We start from the raw sequence: 709 nt of genomic DNA, 5'->3' as shown, positions 1-709 counted from the left end.
CCTGCGGGCAGGGGTAAAGGCCGCTAAAGCGGCTAAAGGCGTCTGCGGCTTCCTGTGGCGTCTGTGCATGGGGTTTGGGTTTGCGGGCCTTGGCCCGCCTTTTCCCTACCGCGGAGCGGTGGGGGCGGTGTGTAGCCTAGCGCAGCGGATAGATCAGTTATCCGGCCTCTGGCCGGGCATTTTGGGCAAGGGCAAACAGCGCCCCACTAGGGCGCTGTTAACCGCGCCTAGTGGATTATTCTTAGATAATCATGGATGGATTTTTTCAGCACCCCGCCAGCCCCCGCCCCTGCTGGGTTTGCAGGTTTGGGGGCGTGACAGTTAACGGGGGGGTTCGTGACAGTTAACGGGGGGGGGCGTGACAGTTAACGGGGGGGGCGTGACAGTTATTGCAGGGGTCAGCCTGCCGCCTTGGGCCGTGCGATGTCGTACTTACCCGCCGCATACTCGTTCACCGTCCAGCCCAGCGCGATCAGCTCCGGCAGCGCCTCGCGCACCCGCTGGCGTCTCTTGCGCATGGCGGCCCCACTGGCCTCTGACGGCCAGACGTAGCCGCACAGGGTATCTATGGCCGCCTTGCCGGTCTTGCCGGGGTCGATCCAGCCACACAGCCGCTGGTGCAGCAGGCGGGCGGTTTCGCTGTCCAGCGCCCGCACCTCGTCCATGCTGATGCGCACATGCTGGCCGCCACCCATGACGGCCTGCGCGA

General features: G+C 65.3%; 1 protein-coding gene. It reads right to left on the bottom strand.

The features are described 5' to 3' along the window. Positions 1–398: 398 nt before the first annotated feature. On the bottom strand, positions 399–709 hold a 311-nt coding region (gene repC / locus R7Q09_RS25640; RefSeq protein ID WP_318143878.1), incomplete at its 5' end, for a replication protein C, IncQ-type.

The sequence above is a fragment of the Vibrio sp. 2130-1 genome, assembly GCF_033339515.1.
Note: the sequence above shows the minus strand (reverse complement) of the source record. Positions and strands in the feature narration are given on the sequence as shown.